The sequence below is a fragment of the Streptacidiphilus anmyonensis genome, assembly GCF_000787855.1.
Lineage (GTDB): Bacteria > Actinomycetota > Actinomycetes > Streptomycetales > Streptomycetaceae > Streptacidiphilus > Streptacidiphilus anmyonensis.
Genome location: NZ_BBPQ01000059.1, coordinates 1 through 16952, shown reverse-complemented (window position 1 = coordinate 16952; position 16952 = coordinate 1). Strand labels below are relative to the sequence as shown.

General features: G+C 72.9%; 12 protein-coding genes. 6 read left to right on the top strand and 6 right to left on the bottom strand.

Features of this window, described 5'->3' with window-relative positions; all coding sequences use genetic code 11:
* The first annotated feature begins 279 nt into the window (after window positions 1-279).
* The 4 genes from TR50_RS32665 to TR50_RS32650 all read left to right on the top strand — a co-directional run bounded on the left by TR50_RS32665 (window position 280) and on the right by TR50_RS32650 (window position 6808).
* Window positions 280-726, top strand: coding sequence for a MarR family winged helix-turn-helix transcriptional regulator (locus tag TR50_RS32665; RefSeq protein WP_042430763.1), 447 nt, complete (start codon window positions 280-282; stop codon window positions 724-726).
* 142 nt (window positions 727-868) lie between these two features.
* The gene (locus tag TR50_RS32660; RefSeq protein WP_052441623.1) at window positions 869-1318 is read left to right on the top strand and encodes a hypothetical protein; all 450 of its coding nucleotides are present in this window, start codon (window positions 869-871) and stop codon (window positions 1316-1318) included.
* Window positions 1315-4236 carry a tetratricopeptide repeat protein gene (locus TR50_RS32655; RefSeq protein WP_052441622.1) on the top strand — a complete coding sequence of 974 codons (2922 nt, stop codon included), beginning with the start codon at window positions 1315-1317 and terminating at the stop codon, window positions 4234-4236. The genes TR50_RS32660 and TR50_RS32655 overlap by 4 nt, the downstream gene beginning before the upstream one ends.
* Before the next feature lie 55 nt (window positions 4237-4291).
* Complete coding sequence (locus TR50_RS32650) at window positions 4292-6808, top strand: DEAD/DEAH box helicase (protein ID WP_042430760.1); 2517 nt, start codon at window positions 4292-4294, stop codon at window positions 6806-6808.
* 203 nt (window positions 6809-7011) lie between these two features.
* On the opposite strand, the gene TR50_RS32645 is transcribed toward TR50_RS32650, so the two are convergent.
* From TR50_RS32645 to TR50_RS32630, 4 genes are all read right to left on the bottom strand, one after another.
* A complete protein-coding gene (locus tag TR50_RS32645; protein ID WP_042430758.1) occupies window positions 7012-7536 on the bottom strand; it encodes a GNAT family N-acetyltransferase in 525 nt (174 codons plus the stop codon).
* Window positions 7537-7567: 31 nt separating this feature from the next.
* Entirely contained in the window at window positions 7568-9034 is a 1467-nt protein-coding gene (locus TR50_RS32640; RefSeq protein ID WP_236654689.1) for a DUF2079 domain-containing protein, read from the bottom strand.
* A gap of 66 nt (window positions 9035-9100) precedes the next feature.
* Window positions 9101-9943 carry a class I SAM-dependent methyltransferase gene (locus tag TR50_RS32635; protein ID WP_160311226.1) on the bottom strand — a complete coding sequence of 281 codons (843 nt, stop codon included), beginning with the start codon at window positions 9941-9943 and terminating at the stop codon, window positions 9101-9103.
* Window positions 9944-9988: 45 nt separating this feature from the next.
* Complete coding sequence (locus tag TR50_RS32630) at window positions 9989-12013, bottom strand: beta-galactosidase (protein ID WP_042430756.1); 2025 nt, start codon at window positions 12011-12013, stop codon at window positions 9989-9991.
* Window positions 12014-12244: 231 nt separating this feature from the next.
* Here TR50_RS32630 and TR50_RS32625 point away from each other — a divergent pair, with 231 nt between their 5' ends.
* Window positions 12245-12934 (top strand): response regulator, encoded by a 690-nt coding sequence (locus TR50_RS32625; RefSeq protein WP_042430753.1) that lies wholly within the window; start codon window positions 12245-12247, stop codon window positions 12932-12934.
* Complete coding sequence (locus TR50_RS32620) at window positions 12931-14178, top strand: sensor histidine kinase (protein WP_236654688.1); 1248 nt, start codon at window positions 12931-12933, stop codon at window positions 14176-14178. Before TR50_RS32625 ends, TR50_RS32620 begins: the two co-directional genes overlap by 4 nt.
* A gap of 17 nt (window positions 14179-14195) precedes the next feature.
* On the opposite strand, the gene TR50_RS32615 is transcribed toward TR50_RS32620, so the two are convergent.
* Both TR50_RS32615 and TR50_RS32610 read right to left on the bottom strand, forming a co-directional pair.
* Window positions 14196-14732, bottom strand: coding sequence for a hypothetical protein (locus TR50_RS32615; RefSeq protein ID WP_236654687.1), 537 nt, complete (start codon window positions 14730-14732; stop codon window positions 14196-14198).
* 114 nt (window positions 14733-14846) lie between these two features.
* Complete coding sequence (locus TR50_RS32610) at window positions 14847-16643, bottom strand: phosphatidylglycerol lysyltransferase domain-containing protein (protein ID WP_052441620.1); 1797 nt, start codon at window positions 16641-16643, stop codon at window positions 14847-14849.
* Between the last annotated feature and the right edge of the window lie 309 nt (window positions 16644-16952).

Genomic DNA, 16952 nt, shown 5'->3' with positions numbered 1-16952 from the left:
CGCGCCCCCGCCGAGGACGGTGCGGCGGGTGGCCACATCCTGCGGCGCGGGCCGGCCGACGGCCGCGGCGAAGCCGCTGCGCTGCTCCTCGACGGTGGGCGGCGTCTCGCCGCGCGGGGCGGAGCGGAGCAGGGCGTCCAGGGCTTGGCGCTGCTGTCGGGACATGATCGGGCCTCCGTCGGTCTGCCGGGATGCGAGGATGGATTCCTGGGAATCCATCTGTCGCAAGTTAACCAGATTCCGAGGAAGATGATTCCCAGGAATCCATTGGAGGTTTTTGTGAGTCGCGTCACTCCGGTCTTCGTCGACCTCGTCCGGGTCGAGACCCGGCTCTACAACGCCGTCAACGCCCGACTGCGCGCCGAACTCGGGCTGAGCCTGGGACAGTTCGAGTTTCTGGAGATCATCGATCGGGTGCCGGGATGCCGCGTGCTCGACCTCGTCGGCGAAGTCGCGATCACCGTGGGAGCCGTCAGCAAGGCGGTGGACCGCCTGGTCGCCGCGGGCTGGTGCGAGCGCGTCCCGCACCCCCAGGACCGCCGCTCGTCCGTCCTGCGGCTCACCTTCCAGGGCGAGCGGCAGCTGGCCGCCGGCCGTCCGGTCGTCGAGAGCGAGCTCGCCTCGCTCAGCTCGGCGGTCGGCGCCGAGGACCTGGCCCGCGTCGCCGGAACCCTGTCGGCCCTCCGCGCGACCCTGGAGGCGGGCTCCCACGGCCAACCCACCTGATCGGGACGCGGTCACGGAATTCGCCGACCAGACGGTCAGTCAAATCACCCACAGAGGGCCGAAGCCCGCAGTACGCTGCACGAAACCGGGGGGCGGGCGCGGCGTCCGCCCCGCGGGTGGCCGGCCAGACCCTGGGGGGATCATGTTGGAACCGGAGCTGCTCGCCCTTGCGACGACGGCGGGAACGGCCGTGGCGAAGGCCGCCGGCACCGACGCCTGGAACGGACTGCGCGAGGGGGTCGCTCGCCTCTTCCGGCGCGGCCACGCGCCGGAGGCCGCACAGCAGACAGCGCTGGAACGGCTGGACCGCACGGCGGCGGAGCTGGAGAGCGCCGCGCCCGGCGCGGCCGAACAGGCGCAGGGGCTGGCGGCGGCCTCCTGGCAGACCCGCTTCCTCGACCTGCTGGAGGATCTGGGCGACGACGAGGAACGGGCGACGGCTGCCGCCGAGTTGAGGCGACTGCTGAGCGAGGCGACGGACGGCTCGACCGGCGCGGCGGGGCTCGTGTCGGGCAACACCTTCCATGGCCCGGTCGCCTTCCAGGCCGGGAACAACAACCGGCAGGACGTCCGCTTCGGGCCGCAGTCGTGACCGACCAGGGCGGCGTCTTCCACGGTCCCACCGCGTTCATCGCGGGCGACCACGGCATCCAGCACGTCCACTTCGTCCACCAGTGGAAGCCCGCCTACCGGGTCGAGAGCTTCCCCGTCGAGCCCCGCCGGGTGTCGGCCCGGATCCTCGCGCAGCAGCCCTCCCGGCTGCTGCGGGCCGTGCACCAGGTGGTCCCGTTCACCGGCCGCGTCGACGACCTGGCGGAGTTGGCCGGCTGGCGCGACGACGGGTCCGACAGGCTGGCCGTGCGGCTCGTGCACGGCCCCGGCGGCCAGGGCAAGAGCCGGCTCGCCGCGCACTTCGCCGAGATCAGCCGCGCGGCGGGGTGGACGGTGTGGCAGGCGGTGGCGAACGAGACCGGCGCCGACCCCATCGCCACCGACCCGGTCCCCGGGACCGGGGCCGGGATCCTGCTGGTGGTCGACTACGCCGAACGCTGGCCGACCGCGGACCTCCGCAAGCTGCTGCAGGAGCCGCTGCTGCACCGCGCTGGTGTCCCGGTGCGGATCCTGCTGCTGGCCCGCCCGGCCGGCGTCTGGTGGGAGAGCCTGGAGACCTGGATCGGCGACGCCCTCGACGCACCCGCCGAAACCCACCCCCTCCGGCCCCTGGCCGGGGAACCGGCGGCGCGCGCCGACCTGTTCCGCCACGCGCGCGACAGCTTCGCCGACCACCTCGGCCTTCCCGCCGACCAGGCGACCCGGATCGAGTCCCCCGCGGATCTCGACCTCCACGACGACTACGCCCAGGTCCTGACCCTCCACATCGCCGCGCTGGCCGCCGTCGACGCCCACCTGCGCGACGACAAGGCCCCGGACAACCCCGCGCGCGCCTCGGCCTACCTGCTGAAGCGCGAACGCGCCCACTGGAGCGCCCTGCGCGGGCGCACGTCCGGGCCGCTCTCCACCACCCCGGAGACGATGGGCCGCGCAGTGCTGACCGCCACCCTCACCCGACAGCTGACGCGCGCCCAAGGGCGTCAGGCCCTCGGCAACGCCGGGCTCGCCGACACCACCGAAGCCGCCAACACGGTCCTGGACGACCACCGCTCCTGCTACCCGCCACCGCCCGGCGACCCCGCGCGCGCGGTCACCGTGCTCGAACCGCTCTACCCCGACCGCCTCGGGGAGGACTTCCTCGGCCTGACCACTCCCGCCGGGCCCGAAACGCCCCATCCCGTGCCCGACGCGGCCACCGACGACTGGGCTCACGGCGTCGCCGAGCGGCTCCTGCTGAGGGCATCCGCCGACCCGGACGCGCCCGCGCCCTGGGCCCGCGACGTGCTGACGGTGCTGATCGAGACCGCCCGCCGCTGGCCCCACGTCGCGACGGGCGAGCTCTACCCCCTGCTGCGGGCCCACCCCGAACTCGCCCTGCAGGCGGGCGGCAACGCGCTGTTCGCCCTGGCCGAGAAGGACGACGTCCCCGCCGGCCTTCTGGCCGCCGTCGCGGACCTCTTCCCGACCTCCGGGCACACGGATCTGGACATCGGCATCGCGGCCGTCACCGCGCGCCTGGCCGATCACGTCCTGGCCGCCACGGACGACCCGCCCACCCGAGCCCGCGTCATCGACCATCTCGCGCTGCGCCTGTCCCGGATCGGTCTTCGCCGCGACGCCCTCCTCGCCGCCGAGCGGGCCACGGAGATCTGGGCCGGGCCGGCGGCTGAGAACCCGGCAGCCCACGCACCCGACCTCGCCCGCTCACTGAACAACCTCGGATCCCTCCTGTCGCAGTCGGGACGGCAGTCCGAGGCGCTGGCCGCCATGGAGCAGGCGGCGGAGACGTGGAATCGGCTGGCGGGGGACGATCCGGCGACCTACGCACCCGACCTCGCCGGCTCACTGAACAACCTCGGGGCCGTCCTGGCGGAGCTGGGACGCCACGGCGAGGCGCTGGACGCCACGGGACAGGCGGTGGAGATCTGGGGTCGGCTGGCGGCGGACGACCCAGCGGCCTACGAACCCGACCTGGCGCTCTCACTGCACAACCTCGGCGCCCGGCTCGCGGGTGTGGGGCGGCGGAGCGAAGCGCTGGCCGTCACGGGGCAGGCGGTGACGATCCTCCAGCGACTGACGGCGCAGGACGCAGCCGCCCACGAACCCGACCTCGCGACCTCCCTGACCGACCTCGGGGTCCAGCTGTCGGCGGCGGGGCGGCACGGCGAGGCGCTGGCCGTCACGGAGCAGGCGGAGCGGATCCTGGCCGGGCTCGCGGCACGGACGCCGGCGGCCTACGGATTCGACCACGCCCGCTCCTTGACCAGCCTCGGCATCCGGCTGGCGGCGGCGGGGCGGCACGGCGAGGCGCTGGCCGTCACCGAGCGCGCGGTCGAGGCCCTGCGTGACCTGGCGCTGAGGAACCCGGCCGCCCACGAACCCGACTTCGCGAGCTCGCTGAGCAACCTCGGGGAGCACCTGTGGACCTTCGGGCGGCGGGACGAGGCGCTGACCGTCACCGAGCAGGCGGTGGGCATCCTGGTGCGGCTGGGAACGCGGGATCCCGCCGCCCACGAGCCCATGCTCGCCCTGTCGCTGAACAACCTCGGCGTCCGGCTGTCGGAGCTCGGGCGGCCCGACGAGGCGCTGGCGGCCGCGCGGGAGGCCGTGGAGATCCGGCGTCGGCTGGCGACGGGGATCCCCGACGCCCATGAAGCCGATCTCGCCCTGTCGCTGACCGTTCTCGCCTTCGTCCGGGCGCGGGAGAGCGACTTCGCCGAGGCGCTGGCACTCACGGCGGAGGCGGCGGAGATCTACCGTCGCCGTGTCGGGGCCGCGCCCGTCCTGGTCCCGCGTCTCCTCAAGGTGCTGGCCATGCAGGCCGCCGCGCTGGACGAGCTCGGGCGATCGAGGGAGGCCGACCAGTCGCGCCGGTGGACCGCGGAGAACCACGGATGAGCCCGGCGGGCGGGGAGGCTCCAGCGGGAGGAGCCGGACCAGGCAGAATGGTCCGGTGACCCTGACTGATCTCATCCCCGCCAGCCCCCAGCCCGACGAGCTCTTCACGGCCTTCGCCGGGTGGGCGGAGGAGCGCGGGATCACCCTCTACCCCGCTCAGGAAGAGGCGCTGATCGAGATCGTCTCGGGCAACAACGTCATCCTGAACACCCCGACCGGCTCGGGAAAGAGCCTGGTCGCGGCCGGTGCGCACTTCACCGCGCTGGCGAACGGGCAGCGGACCTTCTACACCGCGCCGATCAAGGCGCTGGTCTCGGAGAAGTTCTTCGACCTGGTGAAGATGTTCGGCACGGAGAAGGTCGGCATGATGACGGGCGACGCGTCCGTCAACCCGACCGCGCCGATCATCTGCTGCACCGCCGAGGTGCTCGCCTCGATCGCGCTGCGTGACGGCGCGCAGGCGGACGTCCAGCAGGTCGTCATGGACGAGTTCCACTTCTACGCCGAGCCGGACCGCGGCTGGGCCTGGCAGGTGCCGCTGATCGAGCTGCCGCAGGCGCAGTTCCTGCTGATGTCGGCGACCCTCGGCGACGTGCGCAAGTTCGAGGCGGACCTCAAGCGTCGCACCGGCCGCGCCACCACGACCGTCTCCTCGGCGACGCGCCCGGTTCCGCTGTTCTACGAGTACCAGCGCACGCCCATCCACGACACGCTCGAAGACCTGCTGAAGGCGGGTCAGGCGCCGGTCTACGTCGTGCACTTCACGCAGGCGCAGGCCGTGGAGCGGGCGCAGGCGCTGATGAGCATCAACATGTGCACCAAGGCCGAGAAGGACGCGATCGCCGCGCTCATCGGCAACTTCCGCTTCACCACCAAGTTCGGCCGCAACCTCTCGCGCTTCGTGCGGCACGGCATCGGCATCCACCACGCCGGCATGCTGCCCAAGTACCGCCGCCTGGTGGAGCGGTTGGCGCAGGCCGGTCTGCTGAAGGTCATCTGCGGCACCGACACCCTCGGCGTCGGCGTCAACGTGCCGATCCGCACGGTGCTGTTCACCGCGCTCTCCAAGTACGACGGCCAGCGCGTCCGGATGCTGCGCGCGCGGGAGTTCCACCAGATCGCCGGCCGCGCCGGCCGCGCCGGCTTCGACACGGTCGGGACCGTCGTCGCGCAGGCCCCCGAGCACGTCATCGAGAACGAGCGGGCCGTCGCCAAGGCGGGCGACGACCCGAAGAAGAAGCGCAAGGTGGTCCGGAAGAAGGCGCCCGAGGGCTTCGTCTCCTGGGGCGAGGAGACCTTCACCAAGCTCATCGACGCGGCACCCGAGCCGCTGGTCTCCCGCTTCAAGGTGAGCCACCTGATGCTGCTCTCCGTCATCAACCGCCCCGGCAACGCCTTCGAGGCGATGCGGCACCTGCTGACGGACAACGACGACGACCCGAGGACCCGTCGCCGCCACATCCGCGAGGCCATCGCCATCTACCGCTCCCTGGAGGCCGGCGGCGTCGTCGAGCGCCTGCCGCACCCGGACGAGACCGGCCGCATCGTCCGCCTGACCGTCGACCTCCAGGACGACTTCTCGCTCACCCAGCCGCTGTCCACCTTCGCGCTGGCCGCCTTCGAGCTGCTGGACCCGGCCTCGCCGACGTACGCGCTCGACGTCCTCTCGGTGGTGGAGTCGACGCTGGACGACCCGCGCCAGATCCTGCACGCGCAGGAGAACAAGGCGCGCGGGGAGGCCGTCGCGGAGATGAAGCGCGACGGGATCGAGTACGAGGAGCGGATGGAGCGGCTCCAGGAGATCTCCTACCCCAAGCCGCTCCAGGAGCTGCTGGAGCACGCGTACGAGGTCTACCGCCGCTCGCACCCGTGGATCAGCGACCACCCGCTGCGCCCCAAGACCGTCGCCCGCGACCTGTACGAGCGCGCGATGACCTTCACCGACTACGTCGGCTTCTACGAGCTGCCGCGCACCGAGGGCCTGGTGCTGCGCTACCTCGCCTCGGCGTACAAGGCGGTCGAGCACACCGTCCCGGATCACCTGAAGTCCGAGGACCTGCGGGACCTGATCTCCTGGCTGGGCGAGCTCGTCCGCCAGGTGGACTCCTCGCTGCTGGACGAGTGGGAGCAACTGGCCAACCCCGAGGACGAGGAGGAGCTGGAGGAGTCGCTGGAGGAGAAGACCGCGCCGGTCACCGCCAACAAGCGCGCCTTCCGCGTCCTGGTCCGCAACGCGCTCTTCCGCCGGGTCGAGCTGTGCGCGCTGGAGAACTACGGCGCGCTCGCGGAGCTGGACGCCGAGGACGGCGGCTGGGACGCGGACCGCTGGGCGGACGCGATGGACGCGTACTGGGACGAGCACGACGACCTCTTCACCGGCCCGGACGCGCGCGGCCCGAAGATGCTGATCATCGACGAGGAGACGGTCCAGGGCGCGTGGCTGGTCCGCCAGATCTTCGACGACCCGGCGGGCGACCACGACTGGGGCATCAGCGCGGAGGTCGACCTCCACTCCTCCGACGAGGAGGGTCGCGCGGTCCTGCGCGTGACGGGAGTCGACCGCTTGGGCTGAGCCGCCGTCGCACCGTCAAGGGGCGCGGGGCTCGCGCCCCTTGGGCCTGTCTTCAAACCCCCGCCGGGCCCGGCCCGCCTGCCACGACCATCTGCTGCGTTGTCGGCACGCCCAAGTACATCCAGTACGAGGGCGCCCCTCCGCCTTGCATCTGGCCGTGCCAGACGAGCCGGGCTGATCCGGCGCGAGTTTGAAGACAGGCCCTAGCGTGCGGCAACCTCGGCTCGGAGTACGGAGTACAGGACCATGTCGCGCCACGCGCCCGCGCGGAAGCATCCGCCGCGGATGACGCCCTCCCGGGTGAAGCCCGCGCGCTCCAGCGCGCGCTGCTCCGCGGTGTTGACGACCTCGGTGCTGGCCTCGATCCGGTTCACCCGCGTGTGGGCGAACAGGTACTCGGCCAGCAGCCGCTGGGCGCGCGTGCCGTAGCCTTTGCCGCGCTCGGCGGCCAGCAGGCCGATGCCGATGTTCCAGCACGGCGACGCGGGGCCCTGCATGACCTCGCGCCACTCCACCTCGCCGACGAACCGGTCGTCCTCACCGACGACGGCCAGCCGTCCGCCCTGGGGCGACAGGAAGCCCTGCTCCGCCCACGCGCGCCGCAGCGCCCCGGGGTTGCGGTGGCCGAAGAAGCCGAACTCCCCGGCCTCCACCGGATCCTCGAAGAGCCGCTCCAGCAGGTCGAGATCCTTCGCGGCGATGGGGCGCAGGCGCACATGGTCGGACATGATGATCAGCCTATGCCGCACAGCGGCGCGGTCAACGCCGCAGCAGGGTGACGCCGTCGCTCTGGGCGACCAGGGTGTAGCCGCGGGCCTCGAAGCGGGAGAGCTCGGCGACGGCCGTGTCAGCCGAACAGGGGGCGATGGCCTTGGAGTCGGTGGCGTCCACGACGACCCAGGCGGCGTCGGCGGACGCGGCACGCATGCAGACCAGGGTGACCGTGTCGCGGTGGACGAGTTGGGCGGCGAGGCGGTTGCTGGCGGCGACCTTCACGCCGTTCGGGATCTCGCCCAGTATGGCGTCGGCCGTCTCGACGTGGGCGGGGGTGATCCACTGCGGTGGCAGCACCAGTTCGCGCATCGGGAAGAAGGGCAGCGTCGCCGCCGTGAAGGCGGCGCTCACCGCCAGCAGCGCGCGCCCTCTGCGCCGCGTGAGGCCGCCGCGGCTGAGCGCGTGGACGAAGCCGCCGAAGACGATCGGCATCAGCACCGCGCTGTAGTGGTACGCGACGCCCCAGTAGTGGGTGTTGCCGGAGGCGAAGCGCCACAGCAGCGTCGGGACGCACAGCAGCGTCAGGGGCGAGCGCAGGCCCAGGAACGCGCTGGGGGCCAGCAGCATCAGCACCGTCAGCCATTTGACGGGCGGCCAGGGCAGGTGCAGCAGCAGGCCGATGACGGAGCCGCCGCCCCCGGCCTGGGTGACGCCGCCGGTGGTGGCGCTCCCGCCGCCGGTGATCTGCTGCCAGTAGTCGAACCCGCCGTGGACGTTGACGGCGGGCAGCACCAGCAGCACCTCCACGCAGGTGCCGAGGGCTCCGGCGGCGGTGAGCCACAGGCCGAGCCGGCGCGGGCCGCGCAGCGCGACGTAGACGCCGACGGCGGCGACCGTCAGGCCCTGGTCCTCCTTGACCAGCAGCAGGGGCAGCGACCACAGCGCGGCCGCCCGCCACCGCTCCTCGCCGAGGGCGCGCACCGTGTAGGCGATCAGCGGCACGGCGAGCGCCACCTCGTGGAAGTCGAACGCGGCGGCCTGCACGACCCCCCAGGACGCGCCCAGCCCGAAGCCCACCACCAGCGCGGTGCGCGGACCGCGCGCGGTCAGCGCCCAGTCCGCGAGCGGCACGATCGCCAGCGACAGCAGCACGCTCTGGGCGACCAGCAGCGTCACCGGGCTCGGGAAGATCCGGTAGAACGGCGCGAGCACGGCGACCGCCGGGCTGAAGTGGTCGCCCAGGACGTCGAAGCCGGGGCCCTTGAGCGGGGTGACCGGCGCCCGGAGGTGGGCGTAGGCGCGCACCGCCTGTTCGAAGATGCCGAGGTCGTAGCCGGCGGTCTGCTGGAGCTGGTGGCGGCGCACCGACAGCACCGTGTAGAGCACGGCGAAGACCGCCGCCGTGCCCCAGCTGTAGGCCCATGCCGGTATCCGGCTCTCCGAGCTTCCGAGCTCCCCCGTCACCAGCCGTACGCGCCGCTGCGCGACGACCGTCGTCCCGGTTGTACTCACTCTCCGCGTCCCACCCCGTCAGCCTGCGAATCCGTTCACCCTATGCCCGACGCCCGCACCCGACGGCTACGCTCCCGCCCCCGCCGGAACGCGTCGGGCCACGAAGAGGTCGGTGAACCACGCGATGTCGAGGAAGCCGCCGTGCGCGTCCAGGCAGGAGCGCAGCTCGGCGAGGAACTCCGCACGCCTTTCCGGCTCCATGATCTGCACGCCGGAGTAGGTGGCGACGGCGGCGAGCCAGGAGTCGGCGCCGCGCCGGGCGACGCCGTTGCGCAGCCGCACCGAGCGCTGGTCGGTGAACCGCTCGTCGGCGCCGAACTCCCATCCCGCCCAGCCGTTCTCCTCGGTCGACTCGATCTCGCCGTCGAAGTCCGAGGCGAGGCCGGTCACCCGAAGGATGCCCGCGCCGTAGGCGGTGTCGACGGCGGCGAGCTCCCGGTGCACGACCGGGTCGACGATGCCGAGCAGGTTCCAGAACAGCGCGAGGGCGCCGCCGGGCGCGAGCATGTCGAAGACCCGGTCCCGGCGGGTCTCCGGGTCCAGCCAGTGCCATGCCTGGGCGGCGTAGGCGAGGTCGAAGCGCCGCCCGCCCGGCTGCCACTGCTCGAAGCACGAGACCTCGATCTCGACGTGCGGCAGCGCGGCCACCTTGCGGCGCAGCACCTCGGCCATCCGGGGGTCCGGCTCGACGGCCAGCACCGGCAGGCCGCGCCCGCCGAAGACGGCCGTGGCCTTGCCCGTCCCCGCGCCGAACTCGACGGCCCGCAGGGATCCGGTCACCGCGCCACCCGCCGACGCGCCACCCGCATAGGCGAGGACCGTGTCGACCAGGGCCTGCGGGTAGGTGGGGCGGGCCGCGTCGTACGCCTCCGCCGTCGTGCCGAACACCAACGCTCGTTCCTGCGCCACGCGGTTCTCCCCGTCCCTGAAGGTCACGCCCCGGCCACCGGCCGGTCAATGGTCCGTCGGCGAACCTACCGACTCCAGCGGCTCGGAGGCCAGCACCCGGACCGTTCCGGCGGGTACCGAAAGCGGACCTTCCGGCCCGGGAAGGGTCGCATCGGACCGGGTGTGGTTGATCACGATCTCCCAGACCCGCCCGTCCGCACCGTGACGGCGGACCCGCTCGACGCCGTCCGGGACCCCGCCGGGGGTGCGCACGCCCGCGTCCGCGAGCGCGGCGCGCAGCACCGCGTCGAGGGTGCCCGCGTCGGGAGCGGTGGCGACGTACCAGGCGGTGCCCGAGCCGAAGGGGTGCCGGGTCACGGCCGGACGCCCGGACGCCGGCCCGTCGGCGTGCTGGAGGACGGCGGAGGCGCCGTCCAGGGAGAGGTCCTCGGCCCAGCGGGAGGCGGTACCGGGCGCGGCCGCGGCGACGTCCATCCGGGCCGTGGCGGCCAGCGTGGTGGTCTCGCCCCGGCGCAGCGGCAGGAACTCCTCCGTGCGCACGCCCAGCACGTCGCGCAGCGCGCCCGGGTAGCCACCGAGGTGGACGGCGTCGTTCTCGTCGACGATCCCGGTGAAGTAGCTGGTCAGCAGGGTGCCGCCGGAGCGGACCCAGGCGCGCAGGTTCTCCGCCCACGCGGCGCGGGTCACGTACATCGAGGGCGCGACCACGAGCCGGTAGCCGCCGAGGTCCGCGCCGGGGTGGACGAAGTCGACGGTGACGCCCGCCCGCCACAGCCGCTCGTAGTAGGCGTCGATCCGCTCGCGGAAGTCCAGCTCGGCACTGGGCCGGTACTCCAGCTCCAGCGCCCAGCGCGACTCCCAGTCCCACACGATCGCCACGTCCGCCGTGACCCGGCTGCCGCGCAGCGGCGCCAGCTCGCGCAGCCGGGCGCCCAGGTCGACGACCTCGCGCCACAGCCGGGTGTCGGTGCCGGCGTGCGGGACCATCGCGGAGTGGTACTTCTCCGCGCCCGCCCGGGAGGCGCGCCACTGGAAGAACATGACGCCGTCCGCGCCGCGCGCGACGTGCGCGAGGCTGTTGCGGGCCATCTCGCCGGGACGCTTGGCGATGTTGCGCTGCTGCCAGTTCACGGCCGAGGTGGAGTGCTCCATCAGCAGCCACGGCGCGCCGCCCGCGAGCGAGCGGGTCAGGTCGGCGCTGAGCGCCAGGCCGATCTGGTTGTCGGGGCGCTCGGCGGAGAGGTAGTGGTCGGTGGCGACCAGGTCCACCTCGCGGGCCCAGGCCCAGTAGTCGAGGTTGTCGGTGAGGCCGGCCATGAAGTTCGTGGTGATCGGCACGTCCGGGTCGGCGGCGCGGATGATGTCCCGCTCCGCCTTGTAGAGCGTCAGCAGGGCGTCCGAGGAGAAGCGGCGGAAGTCGAGCTGCTGGGCCGGGTTCACCGCCGTCGGAGCCTGCCGCGGGGCGTCGACCTCGTCGAAGGAGTCGTAGCGCTGGCCCCAGAAGGAGGTGCCCCAGGCGTCGTTCAGCGCGTCCACGGTCGTGTAGCGGTCGCGCAGCCAGTCACGGAAGGCGGCCGCCGAGCGCTCGCAGTAGCAGCGCGCGACGTGGCAGCCGTACTCGTTGTGGACGTGCCAGAGCACGACGGCCGGGTGGCCGGCGTAGCGGGCGGCGAGCTCGCGGGTGATCCGGGCCGCCGCCTCGGCGTACTCGGGCGAGCTCGGGCAGTAGGTCTGTCGCGCGCCGTAGCCGAGGACCCGGCCGTCGGCCGTGACGGGGCGGACGTGGGGGTTGGCCTTCTGGAACCAGGCGGGCGGCGCGGCGGTGGGGGTGGCCAGGTCGACGGCCACACCGGCGGAGTGCAGCAGCTCGACGACACGGTCGAGCCAGCCGAAGTCGAACTCGCCTGGCCGCGGCTCCAGCCTGGCCCAGGAGAAGATGCCGAGGCTCACCAGGTTGACGCCGGCCTCCCGCATCAGCGCCACGTCCTCCGCCCAGACCGGCTCCGGCCACTGCTCGGGGTTGTAGTCGCCGCCGTAGGCCAGCCCGTCCAGGCGCAGCCGCTGTGCCATGGATCACTCCTCGTCCGGTGTCCGCCGAAGGAACCGCATACGCCGTGGGCAGCCTCTCCCCTTCGACGCACCTTCGGCAAGTCCCCGTCCGGGTACGTCACACCCTGCATCTGCCCGTTCGAACGCCGCGCCTCGTAGGCTCTATGCCGAGGCACCGACACACAGCCCGCGTACATCTGCGCGGCTCCGCCCGGTCGGTGAATCCAGCACCTGACAGTGAAAGGTCCGCCCGTGATCCGTGTGGTCATCGTCGACGACGAGACGCTCGTCCGCTCCGGCCTGAGCCTGATCGTGGGCTCCGCCCCCGACATCGAGGTCGTGGGCACCTGCGGCGGCGGCGAGGCCGTGGCGACGGTGGCGGAGCTGCGCCCGCAGGTCGTGCTGCTGGACGTGCGGATGCCCGACGTCGACGGTCTCACCGTGCTGCGCGGCCTGATGCAGCTGCCCGAGCCGCCCGCGGTCGCCATGCTGACCACCTTCGACAGCGACGAGTACATCGGCACGGCGCTGCGCTCGGGCGCGGGCGGCTTCCTGCTCAAGGACACCGATCCCGAGCAGCTGATGCACGCGGTCCGGGTGCTCGCCTCCGGCGGGCGGATCCTCTCCCCCGCGGTCACGGACACCGTCATCGCCGGCTACCTCGACTCCGGCCCGGACCGGCAGACGGCGGCCCGGCTGGCCGCGATGACCACCCGCGAGCTGGACGTGCTCACGCTGCTGGGCGAGGGCCTGTCCAACGCGGACATCGCCGCTCGGCTGTACCTCAGCACCGGCACGGTCAAGGACCACATCAGCGCGATCCTCGCCAAGCTCGGCACCGCGAACCGGGTCCAGGCCGCGGTCTTCGCGCACCAGGCGGGTCTGCTCGGCGGCGACAGCGTGCCGGGCGCGGGTTCCGGCCCCCGCAGGGACGGCCGGTGAGCAGCACCCCCGCGTCCCCGGCTCCGGCCGTGGCCCCGTCCCCGGCCGTCCCGCCCGCCGTCTCCCCGGCCGCCTCCCCGGGCGCCTCGCCGGCCGCGTCACCCGCCGGGTCCGCGCGCCCCTGGTACTTCCGGCCCTGGATCACGGTCCCCCTCCCGGCGCTGCTCGCCGCGCTGGACGCGCTGCTGGCCAACGACCTCGGCTCGGTCACCCAGATGACCACGTCGCTGCTGGCCGCGGCGGCGCTGCTGCTGCGCCGGCGCTGGCCGATCCTGGTGCTGCTGGCGACGCTGCCCGGCATGGAGCTCAGCCAGATCTGGCTGGCTCCGATGTTCGCGGCGTACTCGGTGGCGGTGTGCCACCGCAGCCGCTGGGCCGTCGGCTTCGGCGGCCTGCTGGTGGCGCTCACCCAGTTCGTCCCCTGGCCGATCAGCGACTTCAGCCTCGCCTGGGACCGGACCACCGCGCTGGCGGCGCTGTACTCGGTGCTGGCCGCGGCGGCGCCGATAGCGCTCGGCATGCTGGTCAACACCCGCCGCGAGCTGGCCGTCCGCCTGGACGAGCTGACCCGGGGCCAGGAACGCGAGCGCCAGCTGCTCGCGGAGTCCGTCCTGTCGACGGAGCGGGCCCGACTGGCCCGCGAGATGCACGACGTGGTCTCGCACCAGGTCAGCCTGATCTCCATCCAGGCGGGCGCGCTCCAGGTCCGCGCGGGCGATCCGGAGGCGTCGCGGGAGACCGCGCGGACGATCCGGACGCTGTCCGTGAAGACCCTGGAGGAGCTGCGCCAGATGGTCGGCGTGCTGCGGGCCGCCGGCGGGGACGCGAAGCAGCTGACCCCGCAGCCCACGCTCGCGGATCTGCCGCGCCTCGTCGCGGAGTCGGGCCTGCGCTGCGACCTCGACGGCCACGGGACGGACCCCGTGCCGGAGCCGGTGGAACGCGCCGCCTACCGCACGGTCCAGGAGGCCCTCACCAACGTGCGCAAGCACGCCCCCGGATCCTCCGTCAGCGTCCGTCTCGCGCGCACCTCCGGCGCGCTCCGGGTCACCGTCACCAACACCGCGGGCTCCCCGGACGCCGTCCCGCTGCTGCTTCCCAGCGGCGGCCACGGCCTCATCGGCCTGCGCGAACGCGCCCAACTCCTCGGCGGCACCCTCTCGGCCGCCCCGCGCCCCGACGGCGGCTTCACCGTCGACGCCTCCTTCCCCCTGGCGACCCCGGCCTTCGAACCCACCGCCTGAGCCCGCGAAGCAGCCTTTCAGTCGTCGGCGGCAACCAGGAGCGCCAGGGTGCCCAGGTGGCGGTCGATGAGGACGAGCTCGTGGAACTCCGTGTGGATGGGGCCGTAGTCGTGGCGCGCGTCTTCGGGGAGAGCCCCGAGTGCGTACCGGCTCGTCGCTCGGCGGATCGGTGTGTAAACCGACTGGCGCAACCTCGCGTCGAGACCCCGCGGAAGCAGCGGGTCGCCGTCGGTGGCCCAGGTGTGGATCGTGCTGATCGCAGTCGACGCGTCGACGGCCGCGTACGCGCCGGGAGTGATCCGGTCCGCCCACCACTGGCCGTGGCGTGCTTCCAGCCAGACCCCGGCTCCGTCGTAGGTGTCCCGGAACTCCGGGTGGGCGATCAGGGCTGCCAGCAGGTCCCGGTCCGCCGGCATGTCAGCCGGCAGGTGGAAGCGCTTGATGTGCACCCATCGATACCCGTGGCTGCGGCCGTCCGGGAAGTCGAAGTCCCTGAAGTTGATGAAGGGACTGTCCCAGTAGGTGAGCGAGTGGTGCATGCGGGTCAGCTTCACCCAGGAGACCGGATCAGCAAAACCGCAGGGGAGACAGGCCTTCGCGGTGCCTCCATGGCCTGCCTGCCCTGTCCCGCGCTCATCTGCGGGACAGGGGAGCTGCGACCGGCTCGCCTACGCCACGCGCTGGAGCTCCCGCTCCGGCTGCTGCTCGGGCTGGCGCGGAGCGCCGCGGCGCTTGGCGCGCGGGAGCGCGGGGAGGCGGGGCTGGGCGATGAAGCCCTCGACGCAGGCGTTGGCCAGGGCGATGCGCGGCAGGTCGCGGCTGCGTTCGAACAGCACGTAGCGCGGCTCCCACTGCGGGCGGTACTTCGCGTTCGCCCGGTAGAGGGACTCGATCTGCCACCAGCGGGAGAAGAAGACCAGCACCGAGCGCCACGCGCGCAGGAACGGCCCGGCGCCGAGCTTGCTGCCGCGTTCGAAGACCGCGCGGAAGACCGCGAAGTTCAGCGAGACGCGCTCCACCCCGATCGAGCGGGCCTGCTGCAGCAGCTCGATGACCATGAACTCCATCAGGCCGTTGTCGCTGTCCCGGTCACGGCGCATCAGGTCCAGGGAGAGGCTGTGCTCGCCCCAGGGCACGAAGCTCAGCAGGGCGCGCATCTCGCCGTCCGCGTCGCGGCACTCCAGCATCACGCACTGGCCGTCGTCCGGGTCGCCGAGGCGGCCCAGCGCCATGGACCAGCCGCGCTCGGTCGAGCCGTCGCGCCACTGGTCGGCGCGGCGGATCATGGCGTCCATCTCCGCCTCGGGGATGTCCGCGTGGCGACGGACGGTGACGGTGTAGCCGGCGCGGCGGACGCGGTTGTGGGCCTGGCGGACGCCGCGCATGGAGCGGCCCTCCAGGGAGAAGTCGGCGACCTCGACGATCGCCTCGTCGCCCAGCTCCAGGGCGTCCAGGCCGTGGCGGGCGTAGACGACGCCGGCCTCCTCGCTGGCGCCGGTGACGGCGGGCACCCAGGCGTACTCGCGGGCCTGCTCCAGCCACTTCTCGATCGCGCCGGGCCACGCCTCGATGTCGCCGATCGGGTCGCCGGAGGCCAGCGAGACGCCGCCGACGACGCGGTAGGTGACCGCGGCCTTGCCGCTGGGCGAGAAGATCACGGACTTGTCGCGCCGCAGCGCGAAGTAGCCGAGCGAGTCGCGGGCGCCGTGGCGGTCCAGCAGTCCGCGCAGCGCCGTCTCGTCCTCGGGGCTGAGGTACTCCTTGCCCTTGGGCGCGCGGAACAGCGCGTAGCTGAACAGGGTGAGCACCGCGACGCTGAGCACGTTGACGGTGATGTCGACCCAGCGCGGCGCCGCGACCTCGAAGTACTGCGACCCCTCGGAGCCCAGCGTGATCATCCGCAGCAGCACGTACTCCATCCGGTCACCCAGGGTGAACGCGCGGCCGGCCCCGGTGAGGCTGAGCAGGCCGGCGCCGGCCAGCAGCGTCAGCAGGCCGCCGCCGATCAGCAGGCCGCAGGCGAGCAGCGGGTTGGCCGGGTCGCCCTTGGCGCGGAACTCGGAGCGCCCGAGCACCAGGGCCGCCTGGAAGACCAGCAGGACCGCGAGGGTCACCCAGTTGAACCAGTGGGAGCGGACCCCGGACTGCCCGGCGAGGGAGACCACCAGGGCGAGCAGCAGCAGCCCGGCGAAGACCGTGTTGGCGATCCATGCCGCCCGCTTGTGACGGTTCATCATCACGGCCATGAAGACCGCGAACGCGGCCGAGCTGAAGCCGGCGGTCAGCAGGTAGGGCGTGTAGAAGTCACCGTGGTTGTGGTGCTGCACCTGCTCGCGGAAGGTCAGCGAGACCGCGGCGAACAGGTTCAGGCAGGCGACGATCCGGAGGTACCACACGGCGGTGCGCGCACTGAGGTGCGCCACCTTCTCGCGGGGCTCGCGCGGCGCGACAGCGGTGGAGGTCAAGGACGGCTCCGGGTGGAGAAGACTGAAGGAGTTCCGGCGTGGCCGGGACCCTTGGGATCCCGGGATCGCACGTGTGGGCTGAGCAGGAATCAGCACTGGTATCAGCTTGGCGCACCCCGCCGGGCGATTCGTCAGTCCGAGGTGCCTGTTCGAACCCCGCCGATCGGCGGGGTCCCCTGCGACTTACGACCGGTGGCAGGTCAGACGGCCTGCGGGGTCGTGTATTCCTTCCAGTCGTTCGGCTTCTGCCCGACGTTCAGGGTGCGCAGTTTGGCGAGGACGGCCGGGTCCTGGGCCTCGAGCCACTCG